General features: G+C 47.3%; 21 protein-coding genes and 1 other annotated feature. Of the genes, 11 read left to right on the top strand and 10 right to left on the bottom strand.

The genetic code is table 11. The features are described from left to right. Nucleotides 1-51: 51 nt before the first annotated feature. Nucleotides 52-1,431: a TrkH family potassium uptake protein gene (locus KNO66_RS11705; RefSeq protein ID WP_214742642.1), complete on the bottom strand. Its 1,380-nt coding sequence runs from the start codon at nt 1,429-1,431 to the stop codon at nt 52-54. A gap of 221 nt (nt 1,432-1,652) precedes the next feature. Here KNO66_RS11705 and KNO66_RS11700 point away from each other — a divergent pair, with 221 nt between their 5' ends. From KNO66_RS11700 to KNO66_RS11690, 3 genes are all read left to right on the top strand, one after another. Further along, a complete protein-coding gene (locus tag KNO66_RS11700) occupies nt 1,653-1,823 on the top strand; it encodes a hypothetical protein (RefSeq protein ID WP_251024965.1) in 171 nt (56 codons plus the stop codon). Nucleotides 1,824-1,908: 85 nt separating this feature from the next. Continuing rightward, complete coding sequence (gene motA, locus KNO66_RS11695) at nt 1,909-2,691, top strand: flagellar motor stator protein MotA (RefSeq protein WP_214742704.1); 783 nt, start codon at nt 1,909-1,911, stop codon at nt 2,689-2,691. Further along, entirely contained in the window at nt 2,669-3,448 is a 780-nt protein-coding gene (locus tag KNO66_RS11690) for a flagellar motor protein MotB (RefSeq protein WP_214742641.1), read from the top strand. Before motA ends, KNO66_RS11690 begins: the two co-directional genes overlap by 23 nt. A 33-nt stretch (nt 3,449-3,481) precedes the next feature. On the opposite strand, the gene KNO66_RS11685 is transcribed toward KNO66_RS11690, so the two are convergent. The 4 genes from KNO66_RS11685 to KNO66_RS11670 all read right to left on the bottom strand — a co-directional run bounded on the left by KNO66_RS11685 (nt 3,482) and on the right by KNO66_RS11670 (nt 7,401). Continuing rightward, entirely contained in the window at nt 3,482-4,906 is a 1,425-nt protein-coding gene (locus tag KNO66_RS11685; RefSeq protein ID WP_214742640.1) for a dihydrolipoyl dehydrogenase family protein, read from the bottom strand. Beyond that, nucleotides 4,903-5,268, bottom strand: a complete 366-nt coding sequence (locus KNO66_RS11680) for a DUF1499 domain-containing protein (protein ID WP_214742639.1) — start codon at nt 5,266-5,268, stop codon at nt 4,903-4,905. The genes KNO66_RS11685 and KNO66_RS11680 overlap by 4 nt, the downstream gene beginning before the upstream one ends. A gap of 64 nt (nt 5,269-5,332) precedes the next feature. Further along, the gene (locus tag KNO66_RS11675; RefSeq protein ID WP_214742638.1) at nt 5,333-6,712 is read right to left on the bottom strand and encodes a sensor histidine kinase; all 1,380 of its coding nucleotides are present in this window, start codon (nt 6,710-6,712) and stop codon (nt 5,333-5,335) included. After that, a complete protein-coding gene (locus tag KNO66_RS11670; RefSeq protein WP_214742637.1) occupies nt 6,709-7,401 on the bottom strand; it encodes a response regulator transcription factor in 693 nt (230 codons plus the stop codon). The genes KNO66_RS11675 and KNO66_RS11670 overlap by 4 nt, the downstream gene beginning before the upstream one ends. 129 nt (nt 7,402-7,530) lie before the next feature. Between KNO66_RS11670 and KNO66_RS11665 the strand changes: the two genes are divergently transcribed. Beyond that, complete coding sequence (locus KNO66_RS11665; protein WP_214742636.1) at nt 7,531-8,352, top strand: Cof-type HAD-IIB family hydrolase; 822 nt, start codon at nt 7,531-7,533, stop codon at nt 8,350-8,352. Nucleotides 8,353-8,382: 30 nt separating this feature from the next. After that, complete coding sequence (locus KNO66_RS11660) at nt 8,383-9,381, top strand: alpha/beta hydrolase (RefSeq protein ID WP_214742635.1); 999 nt, start codon at nt 8,383-8,385, stop codon at nt 9,379-9,381. A gap of 50 nt (nt 9,382-9,431) precedes the next feature. Here the strand turns inward: KNO66_RS11660 and KNO66_RS11655 are convergent, their stop codons facing one another. From KNO66_RS11655 to KNO66_RS11640, 4 genes are all read right to left on the bottom strand, one after another. Further along, nucleotides 9,432-10,991 (bottom strand): aromatic amino acid hydroxylase, encoded by a 1,560-nt coding sequence (locus tag KNO66_RS11655; protein WP_214742634.1) that lies wholly within the window; start codon nt 10,989-10,991, stop codon nt 9,432-9,434. A 45-nt stretch (nt 10,992-11,036) separates the two neighbouring features. After that, nucleotides 11,037-11,231, bottom strand: a binding site (T-box leader). 131 nt (nt 11,232-11,362) lie between these two features. After that, complete coding sequence (locus KNO66_RS11650; protein WP_214742633.1) at nt 11,363-12,040, bottom strand: uracil-DNA glycosylase; 678 nt, start codon at nt 12,038-12,040, stop codon at nt 11,363-11,365. An 80-nt stretch (nt 12,041-12,120) separates the two neighbouring features. Then, nucleotides 12,121-12,756 carry an FMN-dependent NADH-azoreductase gene (locus tag KNO66_RS11645; RefSeq protein ID WP_214742632.1) on the bottom strand — a complete coding sequence of 212 codons (636 nt, stop codon included), beginning with the start codon at nt 12,754-12,756 and terminating at the stop codon, nt 12,121-12,123. 118 nt (nt 12,757-12,874) lie between these two features. Further along, complete coding sequence (locus KNO66_RS11640; protein WP_031424396.1) at nt 12,875-13,306, bottom strand: MarR family winged helix-turn-helix transcriptional regulator; 432 nt, start codon at nt 13,304-13,306, stop codon at nt 12,875-12,877. 159 nt (nt 13,307-13,465) lie between these two features. Here KNO66_RS11640 and KNO66_RS11635 point away from each other — a divergent pair, with 159 nt between their 5' ends. The 3 genes from KNO66_RS11635 to KNO66_RS11625 all read left to right on the top strand — a co-directional run bounded on the left by KNO66_RS11635 (nt 13,466) and on the right by KNO66_RS11625 (nt 15,441). Then, complete coding sequence (locus KNO66_RS11635) at nt 13,466-13,840, top strand: hypothetical protein (RefSeq protein WP_015880488.1); 375 nt, start codon at nt 13,466-13,468, stop codon at nt 13,838-13,840. A 133-nt stretch (nt 13,841-13,973) separates the two neighbouring features. Then, the gene (locus tag KNO66_RS11630) at nt 13,974-14,858 is read left to right on the top strand and encodes a diacylglycerol/lipid kinase family protein (protein WP_214742631.1); all 885 of its coding nucleotides are present in this window, start codon (nt 13,974-13,976) and stop codon (nt 14,856-14,858) included. Nucleotides 14,859-14,916: 58 nt separating this feature from the next. Beyond that, nucleotides 14,917-15,441: a GNAT family N-acetyltransferase gene (locus KNO66_RS11625; RefSeq protein ID WP_214742630.1), complete on the top strand. Its 525-nt coding sequence runs from the start codon at nt 14,917-14,919 to the stop codon at nt 15,439-15,441. 35 nt (nt 15,442-15,476) lie between these two features. On the opposite strand, the gene cbpA is transcribed toward KNO66_RS11625, so the two are convergent. Further along, nucleotides 15,477-16,112 carry a cyclic di-AMP binding protein CbpA gene (gene cbpA, locus KNO66_RS11620; protein WP_214742629.1) on the bottom strand — a complete coding sequence of 212 codons (636 nt, stop codon included), beginning with the start codon at nt 16,110-16,112 and terminating at the stop codon, nt 15,477-15,479. Nucleotides 16,113-16,298: 186 nt separating this feature from the next. Here cbpA and pdxK point away from each other — a divergent pair, with 186 nt between their 5' ends. From pdxK to bshB2, 3 genes are read left to right on the top strand one after another with little or no spacing between them, the layout of a single operon-like run. Beyond that, nucleotides 16,299-17,123: a pyridoxine/pyridoxal/pyridoxamine kinase gene (pdxK, locus tag KNO66_RS11615; protein WP_214742628.1), complete on the top strand. Its 825-nt coding sequence runs from the start codon at nt 16,299-16,301 to the stop codon at nt 17,121-17,123. Nucleotides 17,124-17,178: 55 nt separating this feature from the next. Continuing rightward, nucleotides 17,179-17,550 (top strand): YojF family protein, encoded by a 372-nt coding sequence (locus KNO66_RS11610; protein ID WP_214742703.1) that lies wholly within the window; start codon nt 17,179-17,181, stop codon nt 17,548-17,550. Then, nucleotides 17,547-18,197: a bacillithiol biosynthesis deacetylase BshB2 gene (gene bshB2 / locus KNO66_RS11605; protein WP_214742627.1), complete on the top strand. Its 651-nt coding sequence runs from the start codon at nt 17,547-17,549 to the stop codon at nt 18,195-18,197. The genes KNO66_RS11610 and bshB2 overlap by 4 nt, the downstream gene beginning before the upstream one ends. The last annotated feature ends 116 nt before the right edge of the window (nt 18,198-18,313 follow it).

Here is an 18,313-nt window from a genome sequence, read left to right as displayed (position 1 = left end):
CTACAAAAAAACTGCACTCCTTTGATCAGGAGTGCAGCCTACCACATACTTTTATCCAATCAAAATCTTCTCTTTCGGATAACGAATCTTCCGGTCAGCTTGTCGTGCGACCGTAAAGAGAATCGTCAAAGACCCGACACGACCGAGTAACATCATGAACATGATCAACCCTTTCCCCGCATCGTTCAGTTCAGACGTTATCCCTAAAGATAACCCAACCGTTCCGAATGCCGAGACCGTTTCAAACAAAATGGCGGTCGCCGGAATATCGCCGTTCGTCAAAATGACAAGCGTCGTAATAGTGAGGATAAATAGAAAACTCGAAATCGCGACGACGTATGCCTTTTTCACTTGAAATGGACCAATCGTCCGTTCCATGATGACCGTTTCCTTCTTCCCGGCGATGAATGCCCACATATCTGCGAAAATCACCGCAAGTGTCGTCACTTTAATCCCCGAACCGGTTGAGGCCGCACCTGCCCCGATATACATCAAAATTAAAATCAAGCCGATCGAGGCCGGAGCCATCATTGAAATATCAATGGTATTGAAACCCGCCGTCCGTGTTGTCACAGCCTGGAAGAATGTGACGTGAAGCGCCTCACCGAGCGATCGTCCATACAGGACGCCTTCATTCGATACCCACTCAAACATCATAAGCGCGAACCAGGCGATTCCATTGATGACCATTAGAGATAAAATCATAATTTTCGAATGGAGAGCCAAACGTTTCCATCCTCTCACTTCCGTGGCATCGGCGATGGTCGTAAAGCCGAGACCCCCAATCATGATCATGATTGCAATCGTCACCACGATCCCTGTATTTTGTTCAAATGACATGAGACTGTCCGGGAACAAAGCGAATCCAGCATTGTTGAAGGCCGAAACCGCATGGAAAAAGCCGTAATAAAGTGACGTTCCGAACGAATAGTTTTCTGAACTATACAACTCGAATGTTAAGAACAGCATCCCGATAAATTGTACGATGACTGTTGTGAATACAATATTTCGAACGAGGCGAACCGTTCCGCCGGGTCCCGATAAATTCAATGATTCCTGCAAGAGAATTCGTTGTTTCAATCCGATTTTCTTCCCTAATACGCTGAGAAGCATCAAGGCAATGGTCATAAAACCGAGACCCCCGATTTGGATGAGGGCGACGATGACCAATTCTCCAAACAAATTAAAAGATGACCCGATATCGACCGTAGACAATCCGGTGACCGTTCCTGCGGAGGTTGCGATAAACAAACAATCAATCCAGGAAACCGCTTCTTCTTGGGCAAATGGCATATATAAAAGAGTGGCTCCTACGAAAATCGCGAGTAAGAACCCTCCAGCGATGAAACGGGCGGGTTTTTCAAAAATGATTCGATAGAATGCCTCGATTCGTTTCAAGCGCAACTCACGCGCTGACAATCTATGCCGCATCACGACATCTCCTTCACTTCTATTATTCTAAGCCTCATGTTACTCCTCGCTTTTATAAATGCCAACAAGAAAATGTATCTCTAACGTTTTCCCCGATTTTTTGGTATTATGGGAGATAGACTTTAAGAATGTTGAGGAGGTTGAATGAAACCGTGGACCCTAGTACGGTAGATCATTCGATAGAGGATGTCTCACGAAGGTTGGAGCGCCAATCACAATGTATGCCCGCTCACCTTTATTTTCAGCTAGAAGAGTTACTCAATTGGTCACTCGAGCAAGAAGTCGTGAATCAATTGTACGCATTGTTAAAAAAATACGACGTATTAACCGATATAGAGCGTGAAGAACGAAATATCAGCATCCAAATGCTGATTGATGAAAATGGCGCTTAATCATCGGGAACGCATGTTGCGGGAGACGAGTAGCGTCTCTCGCTTTTTTGTCCTGATTTATTTCGGAAAGGTGGAAAACAAAGACATGGATGTCGTTACGTTAGTCGGACTCATACTCGGGTTCCTCACCCTTGTCGGTGGAATGTTATTAAAAGGAGCGGGTGTTGCACCGCTGATCAACCCTGCCGCAATGGTTATCATTTTTGTCGGGACAGCCGCAGCGGTCAGTATTGCGGTCTCGAAAGAACAGCTACAGAACGTACCGAAACTATTTAAAATCTTGTTTAAAAAACAAGAACTCCCAAGTAAGTCTGGGTTACTCACACAATTCGTCGACTTGTCGACACAAGCTCGGAAAGAAGGTCTATTATCCCTTGAGACGGCACTCGAGCAAGTCGAAGAGCCGTTTCTACGCCAAGGCATGATGATGGTCATCGACGGCCAACCTTCCGAATATATTGCTGAAGTCATGTCCCGTGATATCGAAAACATGGAACAGCGTCACAAATCGAACGCCGATATTTTTACCCAGGCCGGGACATACGCCCCGACACTTGGGGTACTCGGAGCGGTTATCGGATTGATTGCCGCTTTGAAAGATTTATCGGATATTGAAAAGCTTGGACACGCGATTTCTGCCGCATTCGTCGCGACACTATTCGGGATTTTCACGGGATACGTCCTTTGGTTCCCGTTCGCGAATAAATTGAAGCAGTATTCGAAGAGTGAAGTCATCATCAAAGAAATGATGATTGAAGGGATTTTATCGATTCAAAGTGGTGAATCTCCAAAAACATTAGAAGATAAACTGTCTGTGTATTTGTCTCCAAAGGAGCGAGCTGACTATGAAGCGCAAAAAGAAGCATGATCATGAAGAACACATTCCAGAAGGATGGCTGATTCCATACGCCGATTTATTGACGCTCCTCCTCGCATTGTTCATCGTATTATTTGCATCGAGTAATATCGATCAGACGAAACTTGAGAAAATGTCGCGTTCGTTCAACCAAGTATTCTCCGGAGGCGTCAGTGTCTTCCAAGCTTCGACTGCTTCAAACAGTGATATTAGTCGAACGGATAAAACTAATACGACGGCTAACCCGCGGACGTATGAATTGGCTCAGCTCGACGAATTAAAAGAAGATGTAAACAAATACATTAAAAAGAACGGTCTAGAAAGCCAAATTAAAGCGACCATCAATTCTAGTGGTCTCGTCTTAACGATACAAGACCGTGCCCTCTTCAACTTAGGAGAAGCGACACTCGATGCGGATGCTCGAAACGTCGCTCAAAATATCAGTAAAATTTTAGAGAAGGCCGGTAAGCGAGAAATTGTCGTCTCGGGTCATACGGATAATATTCCAATCAATACAGCTCGTTTCCCTTCAAACTGGGAACTCAGTTCGGCACGTGCGACTGCGTTCATGCGCGGCCTATTGGCCAATGACGCCTTGAACCCTGCTCAGTTCACACTCGCAAGTTATGGTGAGTTCAAACCAATCGCAACAAATGATACAGAAGAAGGTCGTTCAAAGAACCGACGTGTTGAAGTGTTGATCAAACCGCTCGTCGACCTATCAGAAGGCGAACCGAAGATGATTGAAACCATCACGTTACCAAACTAACAATCACCCACTCAAACGAGTGGGTGATTTGTGTTATTGCATCAATTTAAAGTAGCGTCTCGCAAGTTCTGTCAGTGGACTTTCGAACAACCGTTTCCGCCAGTAAAGGTCTGTCACTTTCTTCACAGCCTCACTTCGTGAAGGATATGGGTAAATCATGCGGGACAGCTTTCCGATTTTATCACCACGTTGCATCGCATAGACGACGATTTGCATCCAGTCGCCTGCCGATTCACCGACCGCATGCGCTCCGATAATCTTTCCGTTTTTCTTTGTAATGACTTTGACAAATCCAGCCTCTTGTCGCTCCGCAATAAAACGGTCCACTTCGGATAGGTTCGCTTTATACGTCTCGATCTCATCTCCATGTTGTTCACGAGCCTCTTCCTCCGTCATGCCGACATGAAACACTTCCGGGTCCGTGAACGTAATCCATGGGAGTTTACTGTAGTCGACCTTGTTCCACAATCCAAAGAGCGCGTTCGCCACAACCGCCTTGCCTTCTTCGCCGGCTGCATGCGTGAACGGGAGTGTCTTAATCGTGTCTCCAATCGCAAAGATATGGGATTGGGACGTCCGATATGACGACGAAACATCGATATATCCTTTCGTCACCTGAACATTCGCCCGGTCAAGACGAAGTGCATCAATCCGAGGAACACGACCTGTCGCCATGAGCAGCTTGTCCGCTTCATATTCGACCGTTTCGCCGTTCACCTCTGTCGTGACACGAATGCGCCCATCGATTTCATCGACTCGTTTGACCTTGACGCCGACTTTCAACCGCATGGCCATCTCAAGTTGAGATTTTAAGTACGTTGCGACATCTCGATCTTCTTTCGGTAGGAAGTCATCCTGCGCCTCGAGTACGGTGACCTGTGAACCGAGTCGAACAAAGGACTGAGCCAATTCTAGACCGACCGCTCCGGCTCCGATGACAATCAGGCTTTCCGGAAGTGTCTCTTCTTCAAATACGGTTTCATTCGTTAAGTAAGGGACTTGATCGAGTCCATCAATCGGAGGTACGGTCGGCTTCGACCCCGTCGAGATGACGAATTTTTTCCCGATTAATAAATCGTTCCCTACCTTCAATTCAGTCGGGCTTTGGAACGAGGCTTCTCCGATATAGACGTCGACCCCAATCTTTTCAAAACGTTCTGTTCCGTCGTGGTCTTGTATGATGGCACGGGCTTTGTCGACACGGGCTTTTGACATTTGATAATGTTCGGCACCGTTAAATTCCGTTCCGAGGACACGTGCTGCTCGCATCATCGCATTCGCTTCCTTTGAAGCCGCAATCAATGCTTTTGACGGAACACATCCAACGTGCAGACAGTCCCCGCCTAAATGTTTGTTCTTTTCAACAAGCGCGACTTTCGCCCCTAAATTTGCTGCTCCCGCGGCTACCGTCATCCCGGCGGCACCGCCACCGATGACAATCAACTGATAATCCTTCATCGAATCAACCTCCGATATCGTTCACTTACATCTTCCATCCGTTTTCGATTCACGCCAAAGTCGGAATACCCAACACGTGACGCAGAACGGAATTCAATCTGTTGCGTCGTATCATCAAATAGAAAATCGATGTCGTCTTTAAATCGCATCACTTTCGACGTCACCACATAATGAAGTCCATCGTCTGTTTCCTTCACGAGTTCAGCCCGCGGGAGCTGATTCATCGCCATTTTAATCGCTTCAATCGATTGGTCGCGACTACCCGCATACGGTAACGGAGACATTCTCAATTCATTAATCGAGGTTTGCGTCGAGACAGCGTTCGGACTTCCTTTCAACGGCTTCAAGGATTGATTCGCCATAATAAAAACCTCCCTCATTCTACATACATCTATATGTAGCCTGAATTCGGGAGGTCTAATCCTATTAATGTAGTTCGCTCGGGTCGAGTGGCAGTAAGACGGTCACGGTCGTCCCGTGTCCAACCTCACTTTCGATGACAAGCTTTCCTTCGTGCGCTTCAATCAATTCTTTGGAGATGGCGAGTCCGAGTCCACTGCTCCCCTCTGTCACATGAGCTTGATAGAACATCTCGGTGATCCGCTGCAAATGCTCCCGAGAGATACCAGGACCTTCATCAATGATCGAGATGAAAGCGACCCGTTCCGATTGCACGAAGCGAATCGTCAGTGTGCCCCCTTCTGGTGAGAAACGAATCGCGTTTTCTAAAATATTTAAAAATACTTGCTTCAATCGATTCTCATCGAACAAGCCGACCGATTTTTGAGGATAGCGCTCGATGAGTGTAATCTCTTTGTCTTCAAGCGATTGCTTTAATTGCAGTGTCACTTTTCGCAACAAAGAGACTAAATCCAGCTCCTGACGATACAAAACCAATCGACTCTCTTCAATCTTCGTGTAATCGAGAAGTTGTTCGACAAGACCAATCATGCGCTCTGTTTCCGAATGAATGATGCTCAGACCGAGCTCCGTCTCTTCCGACAGTTTTTCGTCACCACCCCGAATTGTCTCCGTCCACCCTTTAATCGATGTAAGAGGAGTCCTTAGTTCATGGGAGACGCTCGAAAGAAATTCGTTCCGCGTCGATTGGTGTTGCTGTACTTTCGCACCTAAATAGGTGAGCGTTCGAGCCAATGCCCCGAGCTCATGTTTCTCGTTCGACTCAACGGATACGTCGAAGTCGCCCTGAGCCATTTCATCGGCGGTCTCAATGATTTTGCGAATCGGTCTAACGAAACGATCGGCAATTCGGATGACCGTGTACAGGGCGAGTAACCAAACCAAGACACCAATCATGACGACCGTCATCCAAATTTCGCGAATGAGCGTGTCTAAGTCTTCAAGCGGACGCGTGAAACTGATGGCAAACTCGGACGTATCGTTCGTCATGATGGGACTCGTGACCGACAAGTAATGCTCACTCTCGATGTCATAATCCTGTACGACCGACTCGCCTTGTGAAAGCTGCTGTAGCTGCTCCTGTGAAAAAGAGGACTGCTTCGTTCGCTGTCCTGTCGTTTTAACAATTGAACCGCTTCGGTCGACAATCGTCAAATCAGTCCCGGGATACCCGAATGTCCGAACGAGGACGGAAAAGGCACTCGGCGTTTCAAATCCAACTTGAGCTTGAGGGTATAGATATGCACTCGTGGTCGCATGACTTAGTAACGCTTCCGACTCGTACTCGTAATAATATCGGTAAGTCCCATAAGACAAGACTCCGACGAGCAAGAGCAAGACGATCGTTACGACAATCATCATGCGAATGACTAACTGTTGTTTCATGCCTCATGTCTCCGCCATTTATAACCATGACCCCACAACGTCTCAATATAGATTGGATGACTCGGATCATCTTCGATTTTTTGACGCAAGCGACGAATGTTGACATCGACTGTTTTTCGGTCCCCGAAATAGTTGATGCCCCATACAGCATCGAGTAACGCATCGCGTGATAAGACGATTTCTTCGTTTTGAACGAGATGACAAATCAAGTCGTACTCAGTCGGTGTCAAATCGATTGATTGACCGTACTTTGTCACTTGTTTTGCGGCGAGGTCGATGGCGAACGGTCCTGACTTCAACCGTTTTGAGTCTTTTCGTTTTACTTTCTCAACACGGCGCAACAACGCTTGGATGCGCGCCACTAATTCACCTGGGCTGAACGGTTTGGCGATGTAGTCATCTGCCCCTTTACCGAGCCCTTCAATTTTATCTTCTTCGAGCGTCCGTGCCGTCAACATGATGATCCCTACGTTTTCGTCAAGATCTCGAATGGCTGCACACGCCTCAAATCCGTCCATCTCCGGCATCATGACATCCAACAAGACGACATCGAACGGTTCGCGGTCAAATGCGGTGACCGCTTCTCGACCGTTCGTCGCCTCAAACACGTCGAATCCAGCTCGTTTTAGATTAACAATAATAAAGCTGCGAATTGCATGTTCATCCTCAGCTACTAAAATTCGATTCATATCGATTTCCACCTCTTCTAGAGTTCACTTCTCTACATTATAGTTACGTTTTTGCGACAAGGTTGTCAATTGACCTTAAAAAGGTTTAGGATGGAGTCATTAGATTCTGAAGGAGGACCCCCTACTACTATGAGTTACAAGATGATTGTATTGGATATGGATGATACGCTCCTCACGAGCGACCATACGATTTCCCCTAAGACAAAAGAAGCACTTCTCGATGCACAGGCGCGCGGCTATAAAGTCGTTCTCGCGAGCGGACGACCAACGTTTGCGATGTGGGATGCAGCCCGTGAATTAGAACTTGCGAAATACGGAAGCTACATTTTATCGTTCAACGGCGCCTCGGTCATCGATTGCGCGACAAACGAGGAGATTTTCTCGAGCACGCTCCAGCCGGATACAGTCGCCCATCTCCATGATATCAGTGAACGGGAAGGAATCGCGATTCATACGTACGTTGGTAACGAAATCGTAACCGATCGCCCGAACCCATATACCGATATTGAAGGTGAGTTGACAGGCATGCCGGTCATTCATGTCGACAATTTTAAAGATGCCGTGACGGCTCCGGTCGTTAAATGCTTGATGCTTGCCGATGGCGACACACTCGCTCCAATTGAGACGAAGCTACAAGAAGAGTTGGCTGGTAAATTGGCCGTCGCCCGCTCAAAACCGTTCTTCCTTGAGTTTACGGAAGCCGGCGTCACAAAAGGAACGAGTCTCGCCTTCCTAGCAGACCAACTCGGCATCGCGCAAAAAGAAGTCATCGCTTGTGGCGATGGAAACAACGATTTGACGATGATTGAATGGGCCGGCCTCGGCGTCGCGATGGGAAATGCCAACACGACGGTCAAAGGGAAAGCGGACTTCATCACAAAATCAAACAACGAAGACGGAATCGCTCATGTCATCGAAACGTACATGACGGACGTACTCGTCACGCAATAAGCTTCTGATTGTAGAAAGGGAGGAAGGAAGATGAATAAAGGGTTGAAACGAGCTGGAGTCGGATTGATTGGAACAGCGGTCGCAGGAGCGGCTTATGTATTTCTCTCACCGAAACCGGCCACACGTTTAATCAAAACTTCGTTTGCGGGGGGAAACGAAGTAGAGATGAAGGGATTCGAGGAAGTCGTTCAAAAGACGTCTGTCCGAAAAGACATCGACTACTTGTCTTCTTATGATAACGGAACGTTTGATTTGATTCGCTATGAAGGCGACCGAAAACCTGTCCCAACAATCTTTTGGGTACATGGCGGATCATTCGTCGGTGGGGATAAATCGGATGTGTTAAAATACGCCACTTCGATTGCGAGTAACGGCTACAACGTCGTCAGTATCAATTATGCGCTCGCACCTGACGTGACGTATCCGACCCCGCTCAAACAAATCGAAGAAGCGTACTCGTTCATCGCGGAGAACAACGATCGCTTCCGTCTTGATTTGGACCGCGTCTTCTTCGCGGGTGATTCGAATGGTGGACAGCTCACCGCACAATTTGTCGGCATCCAGTTGAATGACGACTATTCGCCTTCTGCCGAAGTGGGACAAGTCGTACCGAAGTCCTCTATTCTCGGAGCGATTCTTCTATCCGCTCCACTCGACTTGAAACGATCGTGGCTCGAATCATCGAAATCAGTGAACCGCTTCTTGTTCAAACGCATCGGATGGGCTTACTTCGGCACATACACTTGGGAAACACTCCCGGTCGTTGCAGAAGCATCGCCACTCGTCAATGTGCCGGCCACATTCGTCCCGACGTTTATCGCGGACGGAAATGACCATTCCTTTGAGGAACAGGCGAAAGAATTTGCGACAGTACTCTCTGGTCGCACGGATGTGACGACTGTGTTTTATGATCGAAACGAGCACGAACTCGGCCATAACTATTACTTCGAAATGGACCGCCCAGCGGCCAATTCCACGTATCGTCGTTTGATTACGTTCTTACGTGAAACGACAAATCAATCCGTCTAATACACAAGAGGCGACGTTCTCCTACTATGGAAAACGTCGCCTCTTTTTCGTTAGCGCAATAGGTCGAACGCGCGACCAATCAGTTCATTTCGAGATGGGGAAGTCTGACGCAACGCTTCAAGACGTTCAATCAATGTCTGTTTCAGTCCTTCATCCTTCACCAACTCCAGACACTCGATGTGTAATAACCAGGCGTCAGGGTGGTTCGTTAAGATCTCTGGGATGAGACCGTCGATTGATTCTCCCCGCTCACGCATGAGATGGATGCGATTGAACATCGGATCATCGTTCGTCCATACACGTTCATCCCGTTCGATAATCACAGGTTTTTCAATGATCATTAATTCGTCTACCGTGGTTCCCGGGAAAACGGATGGAAGCGAATCGACCCGTACTTCGAGCGAGTCGAGTGTGATCGTCCGTCCTTCTAATTGAACGATCACGTCTTCGAGCGCATCAGATGCACATGCTTGACGAACGGTCAGCCCGTCCTCAAAGAGGTCATCCCGGTCTAGCGCAGATTCCGTGTCATGGACAACGAGGAGTCCATGACGCTCTCGTTTCGTTAACTGACCACTTTTTACAATGGTACATTCATCCCATTGAATGAGCGTATGTTCGTTCGACTCCGTCATGTGGCGAACGATGCCGACACGTTCTGATCCATCCTCGAGTCGAATCGTCGATTGACTTCCCGACGCCAACGCTTTCGCCACAGATTCAATCCCGCCTTTTCGAATCGCCATTCTTCCTTCTAATTCATCTAAGACAGAAGAGAGTGTATCAAAGTCAGGAATGACAAACAGCTCTTTTTGCATGTTCGTCACGTCCTGCTTCGTCTGTAACGCATGTTCTAAGTCGAATGGATGTTTGATGACCGCATCCGTCAGACAGTGACGGCTCTCCCCTACCGATGATAAGAGACCCGCCCCGTAAATCATCGGGTTGTCTAGGTCGCCAATCAATCCGAATTCAACGGTCCACCAAAAGATACGCGCGACCTGTTGTGCCTCAGAAAAGCCAGTCACTTGTGCTTTCGCCTCATGTACGGCTTTCTCCGCCGCCTCGATGTCTTGCTCGGTCGAATTGGCATTCTCCTTCACAATCGTCAAGCGTTTCAATGCGGCGAACGAGGCATGTTCTTCTCGGTTCATGAACGCCTTTGCCCCTAATTGACCGAAGCGTTTGACGATTGCTGAAAACGTCGGGTCCATCAACATTGGCGCATGTCCCGCCGCCTCGTGAATGATGTCAGGGGCTGGACTGTATAAAATATTCTCGACTTTCCGGATATCTGTTGCGACCGGCAGCATCCCGTTTCCTTGGAAGTCAAAAAAGGCAACACCGGGGATGAGTCCATCCACTGCGACTGTCGACCATCCGGCCGCCTGCATCTCGTCTGTCATCTGTTCGACGTTCGGCAATCGGTCCGGTCCCATTCCCGTCCGTTTCAATCCTTCGATGTAAAACGGATGCGCCTTCCCTTCTAACGTGTGCAAGTTCAACCGCAACACGAAACGCCAAACGGCGTGATCCGTTGGTGTGTATTCATTGTAGAACTGCGGTGAGATATGTGGGGCTAGGTGTTTTGGAATCGATTGTGTCAACATGTGAAGTCCTCCTTTAAAATCAAAAAAATCCCTATCGATTGAATCGATAGGGACGACAAAGCCGCGGTACCACCCTGGTTGCTAGAGAAATTCTAGCCGCTTGAATCCGATAACGGGGGACCGCTCAATGATGAGAGCTCGGGAACTGTAATTCGATTCATCTTTTGGGCGTGTTCGCAGCACCACACGCTCTCTGGGCCAGGGAAGATGTCTCTACTTCGGTTCTTTCTTCGCTTTAATTATTTATCTTTTATACAGTTATGCTGTTATGCATATATGCTTTTAAGCACTAAAGTGACGTCTTGTTAGTTACTTTACCAAACGTTTTTCGACGCGTCAACAAAAAACAGCCTACGAATTTCCGTAGACTGTCAGAGACACCACTCAATCGGAGATTGTCCCCACTCCTTCAATGCATCGTTTACTTGGGAGAATGGCTTTGAGCCGAAGAAGCCTCGATGGGATGATAACGGACTCGGATGAACGGAAGTGAGCACTTTATGTTGATCTCCGATCCATTTCATTTTCTTCTTCGCATCATTTCCCCACAAAATGAATACAATCGGTTCCTCACGACTCCCTAGCCGCTCAATGATGGAATCCGTGAACTGCTCCCACCCTTTTCCGCGGTGAGAGCCCGCCTTCCCCGCTTCGACCGTCAATGCTGTGTTTAAGAGAAGGACCCCTTGTTTCGCCCATTTTTCGAGATTCCCACTCTTCGGTAAATCACACCCAACGTCATCTTTTAATTCTTGAAAGATGTTTCGGAGAGACGGTGGGAAACGCACCCCGTCCTGCACCGAAAAACTGAGTCCATGCGCTTGATTCGGTCCGTGGTACGGATCTTGCCCTAAAATGACGCATTTCACCTCACTAAATTTCGTGTAAATAAATGCGTTCCAAATATCTTCTCGGGTCGGGTAAACGATCGTCTCTTCATACGCTTGGTCGACGAATTGCTTCAACTGTTGAAAGTAAGGCTGTTTCATCTCCTCTTGGATGATATCCGTCCAGTCTCCAAGTAGTCGACTCGATAACTGATCTGCCATTGCATACTCCCCTTTCCCTTTGTATCATACCCAAAATGATTGCATACAAAAAGACGAGTCGGTCGACTCGTCTCTCCAGGTTATACCGTTACAGCGCCTGCAACTTCTTTCGCAAGTGCTTCTGCTTTCGCTTTTGCATCCGCAACGATTTCTTCGATTTTGTCTGGGTATTGGTTCATCCCTTCAACCGCTAACGTCGTCACTTCAGATACACCGACAAACGCAAGCGCTTGGCGAAGGTATGCATCTGCAAAGTTAAGGTCTGTTCCTGTATAGATTCCACCTGTTCCTTGGATGTGGATCGCTTGTTTGTTTTCAAGTAAGCCGACTGGACCTTGCTCTGTGTAACGGAACGTTTTACCCGCCATGAGAACACTGTCGAGGAACATCTTCATGCGTGCTGGGAAGAAGAAGTTCCACATTGGTGTCGCGAATACGTAAAGGTCCGCTTCCATGAACTTCTCGAGCATGCCGCTCATTGTTCCTACTTTCTTCGCTTCTACGTCAGTGAGTGCTTCGCCTGAAGCGAATTTGCCCCATGCACTGAGTACGTCCCCATCGATTTCTTGAACATCGACATCGTAGAGTTCGATTGCTTCTACTTCGATTGATGCGTTTTCTGCTTGGAGTGTCGAAACGAATGTTTCTGCCACTTGTTTGCTGTATGAAAGTTCAGTTGGTTTCGGGTTAGCCGATACATATAATACTTTAGTCATCGTAAAATCCTCCATTTGTGTAATCTCTAATTTTCAATAACAGTTAGAACTATATCATCTGTATATCTCATCGTCAATTAGTTTAACTTCAAGATATTAAACAAAAAAGCAACGGGCTTTATTTGCCCGCTGCGTTGTAACCGACTCGTTTCAATAATGAAATTAATTGTTCCGTCTCATCTTCACTTAACGGTCCATATATATCTTTGAAGATTTCGATGTGTTGTGGATAGACGACGTCCATGAGCGCCTTTCCATCGTCTGTCAACGAAGCGTATGTGACGCGACGGTCAGATGGGCAGGCGATTCGTTCAATCAATCCTCGCTTCTCTAACTTATCAATCACGTAAGTCACGCTACCGCTTGTAATCAAAATCTGGTCTCCAATCTGTTGTAACGGGGTATCGCCTCGTTTATACAGAACGGATAAAACACCGAACTCTGTTGAATTTAGCTGGTGGCGTCGTAAATCTTCTTTTACACGATCACTGATGGCATCCATCGCACGCGCAAGAACGACCCATGCCTTCAATTCAAGGGATTCAATCATGTCGGTTTCACCTCAATTCGTTCATCTTATATCACTAGTATAGCAGGACTTATGAAGTATAAGCCGGGAAAAATACTTCGTCAAGGAACTTCTTCATTGTCGCTTATGTCGGAAACGTTTAGAATGGTAGTATTGTGATTTTCAGAAAGGGTGGACCGTATGCGTGAGTATTACGAAATTTCATTGACGATCAAACGGGAGTTTTTGCACGCTGTCATCGATTTGTTGAATCGAGAAGGCATCGCACCGGACTATGCGCTTGAAAAAGAAGGCGCAGTCTTTTTATTATTCAATCATTTACCTTGGCCAAACGTGACCCGTGAACCGCATGCTGTGGAACGTTTCTTGTTGACGTTGAAACGATCGGATTATTTGTTCGTCAAAACGAAACGTAAATCACCGGTCCCCGACCATGAACCGGTTGCGTGTATGGGTGCCTTAGTCTCACCATTTAACGAACATTTACGCATCGAGCTCGCGGTCGACGAGTCAGAAGCGAGTCATTTAGATATGTCCGCATTTCGCCATTATTAAACTCTCTATCTGTTCTAATCCCCCATGAAGGTCAGCCCACAAGTGTTGACGGTCATGGGGGATTTTTAGGAGTAATTGATTTCTCGTACGGGAATAAAGGACAGTATTCGAACTGAAAAGGAGATATGCCGGAATGGACAAAGTCATGTTGATCGTTAATCCATCCTCAGGAAAAGAGTTAGGGGAAAAACACGCGACACATGCGGAGGAAGTATTACGTGAAAGATATGGACAGGTGGATGTCCGCTTCACCGAAAAAGAAGCAGATGCAACCCGATTCGCACGAGAGGCATCGGAAAAAAACTATCGTGCGGTCATTGCGATGGGGGGAGACGGAACCTTGAACGAAGCCGTAACCGGACTTGCCGAAGCGGAACATCGTCCCGATTTTGGCATCATTCCACTCGGTACAGTAAACGACCTCGCCCGTGCACTCGGTGTCCCCAACGATCCAAAAAAAGCAATCGAGGCGCTCCGTGATGCTGAACCCACACCAATGGATATCGGTAAATATGAGAACGGCTATTTTATGAATGTGATCGCGATTGGACTGATTGCCGAAGCTGTCGACGAAGTAAGCGTGGAAGATAAGACGAAGTGGGGTCCGTTCGCCTATTTAATCGAGGGCGTGAAAGCCTTCCGTGAACATAGTCCCTATGATCTGAAAATCGAGAGCGAGGATGGTCAATTTGATGATGAGGCGTACCTCGTTGTCATCGCGCTGACGAATTCGGTCGGAGGATTTGAGAACTTTGAACCCGATGCACGTCTTAATGATGGTCTTCTTCACGTCTATATCTTTGAAGAACTTGGATTGAAAGACGCGCTTCAATTAACACCTGCCCTGTTCACAGGAAAATTGAAGGAAACGGACAGCGTCACTTCGTTTTGCACGACACACGTGAAAGTTACTTCATCCGAATCCCTTCCAGTCAACGCAGATGGTGACACGGGCGGCACATTACCGCTCACCTTCGAAATTTTACCAAGTCACTTAAACGTGTTGAAACCACTCTAAGAGCAGGATTTTTTGACGAATCAATCGAATGTGTTCAAGCGAGAAAGGAGAATGACTTATGAATATCTCGCTTGTTCCACTAACAACCGCATCCGACGAACTCGTCCATACATTCAATCGATGGAATAACGATCCTGAAATCGTACACCTCATTCGTCCGAGTCGCTCTGAAGAAGAATTGACTGCCTCTTATAAAATGACAGTTGACGATTTAGAAGAACGACTTCTGACACATGATATTTTTCTCATTTACGCAGACGATCATCTCGTCGGCGAAATGAATGTCATGTACGATCCGCCCCATCTGTATCACCAAGAACCCGGTACAGCATGGCTCGGTTTCGTCATCGGCGAAGCCGTTGGTCGTGGGAAAGGTGTCGGCACGGAAGCGCTCCGCCTCTTAGAAGAACGACTAAAAGAACAACACACCCCTCGTATGGAACTCGGCGTATTCGCCTTTAACCATGCAGCACATCGCCTGTATACGAAATGTGGTTACCAGGAAATCGGACGTATTGAACAGTTCACCTATTGGGACGGACAATTTTGGTCTGATATCCGAATGGAAAAACGACTCGACTAAAAAATCCTTCCACGCCGTGTGGAAGGATTCTTTATTTAATTATTCAAATTCTCGACTTCAACGATGCGGAAACCTTTTTGCTCAAGCTTGGCAACCACTTTGTTTTTCTTATCCTCATCACAATCTGGTGGTAAGGTCACCAATACTCGACGCAACACTTTACTCTTCGCATCGAGGGTCATAAGACTCGCAATGGATGTATACTTGTTGATCACTTTCGTAATTTTTTCGAGTGCCCCGGCTTGTTCACTCAAAGCAATCGTCAAGACGTAGCTACCCGTATCGCGACTCCACGCCTCTTCAAGCATTCCTAACATCTTCCCGTGTGGAAGAATTCCATAGAATTCGTTGCTTTCGTCTTTTAATACGGCAATGTACGGTAACTCTTTAATTGAGAAGAATACTTCAAAAAAGCCATCTGATTCATGTACGTACTTTTGTGTATTCTTAATAAGCGTCATCACATTATCGTCCATGTTTTCCCCGTTCATTCCATGACGATAAATATGCATTTTATAAATGTTACCGCGGAAAAATGTTCCCGTCTCATCTAAAACAGGTACACAGCGATAACCTGTCTCTTCAAGCGTATGAAGCGCTTCCCGCAATGTTGCCTTTTCACTGATGGTGACAACATCCTTCTTCGGGATACATAAGCTATGCACTAACATGCGATTTCCTCCCAGCCAATAATAAAGTGGTCTACACCCTATTCATTATTATTCCCCAAATATGATGAATATCCTGCATGTTTTTTCTGAAAAGTTATGAACACTTCTTATAATCCTTGCATTTGTCGGAATTCAAAAAAGTCGTTATAGTGAAACTATCCAAACAGACAAAGGGGATGGACGATTATGACGATGAAAAAAGCATTGACGATTGCCGGTTCTGACACAAGTGGTGGCGCGGGAATCCAAGCCGACCTCAAAACGATGGAAGAACTCGGTGTGTATGGCATGACAGCCTTGACAGTGATCGTGGCACAAGACCCACACAACGCATGGAACCATGAAGTCTTTCCAATCGAAACGACACTGATTGAAAAACAAATCGATACGGTCCTCGCTGGAATCGGAGTGGACGCAGTGAAGACGGGTATGCTCCCGACACCAGAAATTATCGAACTTGCCGCTCGTAAAATCAAAGAGTATGGCATCGAGAACGCGGTCGTCGACCCGGTCATGGCGTGTAAAGGTGCCGATGAAATTCTCGATCCGAACGTCGCGGTGGCAATGCGTCAACACCTCGTACCGGTCGCAAAAATCATCACACCAAACTTATTCGAGGCGCGCATGCTCGCTGGCCTCGACAAAACACCGTCAACGATGGACGAAATCAAAGAAGCCGCTCGTTTAATTCACGAACTCGGCGCAGAGATCGTCATCGTCAAAGTCGGTGGCAAGCTCGGATTTGATACAGCGTTCGACGTCTTGTACGACGGAAATGAATTCCGTCTGCTCGAAAGCGAAAAAATCGAGCCTGCATTCACACACGGTGGCGGATGCACGTTCTCGTCTGCCATCGCGGCCTCTCTTGCAAATGGCCATACGGTTGATGAAGCGATTGAAATCGGAAAAGAGTTCATCACTGAAGCCGTTCGTCACTCATTCCGTCTAAACCAGTATGTAGGACCGACGAACCACACAGGATACCGCAAAAAAGTAGCAACACAATCGTAAACAGATGACCCGGAACCACGCGTTTCGGGTCATCCTTTCCATTGGAGGGACTGACGTGAAAGCGATTCAACCTGATCACATTCAGCACTATTTAGACAATCACGTCGCGACACCACTTTTCGTTCATGTCGAAACGACGAACGGTGCCTACGCGACACATAATGACCCCGACTTCCATAACGCCGGGATGTTTATCCGTAACGCCAACATCAAATATAGCATCGGTCAAATCAAAGGAAACGGACCTTACCGTGTCGGTTTAAAACTCGATCATGGCTGGCTCTATGTTGAAGGGTTGACCGACTACGAGTTGCACGGTGAACAATTGTTACTCGCTGGTCACGATCGACTCGGTCGACTGGCCTGTGCACTGCATATCGATATCAAACCGCTCCCACAAGGCGCATCGGAGGTGGAGAAACAATGAATGGTCCATTACTCGTCATTTTCCCACATCCGGACGATGAAGCGTTCAGCTCAGCCGGAACGATCATCCAACATCGTCAACAGGGACTTCCGGTCACATACGTCTGCCTGACACTCGGTGAGATGGGACGTAATATGGGTTCTCCCATTTTTACAACGCGCGAAGAGTTACCAAAGATTCGAAAACGCGAATTAGAGGACGCGTGTCGTATGATGGGCATCGAAGATCTGCGCATGTGGGGACTTCGTGACAAGACCGTCGAGTTTGAGGACGAGGCAGAGCTCGCCGACCGTTTCCGCGCATTGATTGACGAAGTGAAGCCGGAAACCGTCATCTCGTTCTATCCGGGATATGCCGTCCACCCGGACCATGAAGCGACAGCTCGCGCCGTTGTACGAGCACTTCAAGAGATGGGAGAGGCACGTCCTGAGTTCTTAGGTGTTGCCTTTGATCGCCGCACAGAAGACGAACTCGGACAACCACACGTCATCGTCGATGTAACGGATGAGAGTGAACAGAAGAAAGACGCCCTGTTTGCTCATCGGTCTCAGACGGAAGGTCTACTTCGTGCGATTGATAACGCAGAAAACGCCCACGTCATGGAGTTACTCCAACGTGAGCGCTTCTATCATTATCCGTTCTCATGATTCATAGGCTAGACGGGTCATATAAAGCAATGCCCCAACGGTCCCAAGACCGATTAACGTTCCAAGTACTACAACGATTTGTCCCATGTTTTCACCTCTTCTATACTTTACGAACA

Origin of the sequence: Exiguobacterium sp. s48 (genome assembly GCF_018617395.1) — a bacterium.
Lineage (GTDB): Bacteria > Bacillota > Bacilli > Exiguobacteriales > Exiguobacteriaceae > Exiguobacterium.
The sequence above is the reverse complement of the archived record's forward strand: the minus strand, read 5'-3'. Positions and strand labels throughout refer to the sequence as shown.